Genomic DNA, 1,390 nt, shown 5'->3' with positions numbered 1-1,390 from the left:
TTTCCTGACTTCGTCAGTTTGGTGTCATCGGCCCGGAATTGGCTTGACTGATGGACGGACCACGTCAAGCCTGCAAATTTCGCGAGGGCAGCTTGGTTGTCGAAACGCGAGATGTCCCCGATCTCGGAGACGATGCCAGCTGCAATGACCGGCCCAATGCCAGGCACGGTATCGAGTGTCTGAGGAATCGCCGCCAAATGGCGGGCGATGACCTTGTCCAGCTTCTTCAGCTGTTGCTGAAGGAACTGGATGTTGCTAAGCGTCATTGACAGGGTGATCTCAATCGCGTCGGCTACGGTGGGGTTCAGTCGGTAGGCGCGCTGAGCGAGCCGCTTGAGTTCCTGTGCCAACGCCTGTGGGTCACGCAGCCGATTGTTACCGTGCTCCGCGATGAACTGGGCGAGTTCCTCGAGCGGCCGTTCTGCGACTTCATCCGGCGTGAGTTCGGACAACACAGCGGTGGCTGCCTTGCCGAACGGGTCGCTGAAAGGATTCTGCTGGTCGTCGCAAAGCGGCGAGAACTTGAGGAAAATCATGCCCAGCGCCCGGTTCTTCTCACGGATGAGATTGTGGACCAGGTGGTAGCGAAATCGGGTCAATCGTTGCAGCGCAGCATAGCGCGGGTCTTGCGGTAGCGTGGGTCGCAGTCCGCCAAAACGCAGCCTATCCGCGATGACCCAGGCGTCGATGGCGTCCGTTTTGGGCAACTTGGTGTAGGCCTTTTTGAACCCGTCGACCAGCGACGGATTGAGGACATAGATCTCCGTGTCAAATGGCTGGAGGGCGTCATGCTGAGAGAGAAACTCATGCAAATGCCACCAGTACACATTGGTGGCTTCCATGCCGATTCGAAGCTGTGTCGAACCGGTGGAAGCGAGGAACTCCAAGAGCTTGTCCACAAGCTTTTCGGCGCCCACCAGGTCATTGGTGAGGGTGAAGGTGCCAGACACGGGTTTGCCTTGTTCGTCGATGACGCGCACGACGAAGTTGTTCAGACCCAGGTCGATACCAACATACAGACATGCCATGGTCAGATTCACCTCCTGCTTGGCAGGGTGGGGCATCTGAGTCGCTGGGGTGTCCCCGAGCTGCGGGCGTATCCCTCAGCCTCGCGTGATGAGAACTCACCGGTCGCTCCCTGGGTACACCCGCATGCTGCTGACATGCGAGAGGGAGACGGCTGGGGAACCGCCTGCGAGTCAAAGGTCACACGCCCACTTCGGGGAAACACTCTTCACGAGAAGTTCACCCAACAGGTGACGACAGGAGGAACCAGAACTGCCCCGGACCCTACGCTTAAGGCCATTGTCTCTGGGGACACCTCAGCGACTCAACCCCTGAGCTTGGCGCGTGTGTTCATGGAGAACTGGGTCTAAACCATTTCATACGA

At 58.3% G+C, this 1,390-nt stretch carries 1 protein-coding gene; it reads right to left on the bottom strand.

All coding sequences use genetic code 11. The features are described from left to right. The coding region (locus AS26_RS13565; RefSeq protein WP_083516133.1) for an IS110 family RNA-guided transposase at nt 1–1,028 on the bottom strand (1,028 nt) is incomplete at its 3' end. Nucleotides 1,029–1,390: the final 362 nt, after the last annotated feature.

This window comes from Alicyclobacillus sendaiensis NBRC 100866, from assembly GCF_001552675.1.
Classification (GTDB): Bacteria; Bacillota; Bacilli; order Alicyclobacillales; family Alicyclobacillaceae; genus Alicyclobacillus; species Alicyclobacillus sendaiensis.
The sequence above is the reverse complement of the archived record's forward strand: the minus strand, read 5'-3'. Positions and strand labels throughout refer to the sequence as shown.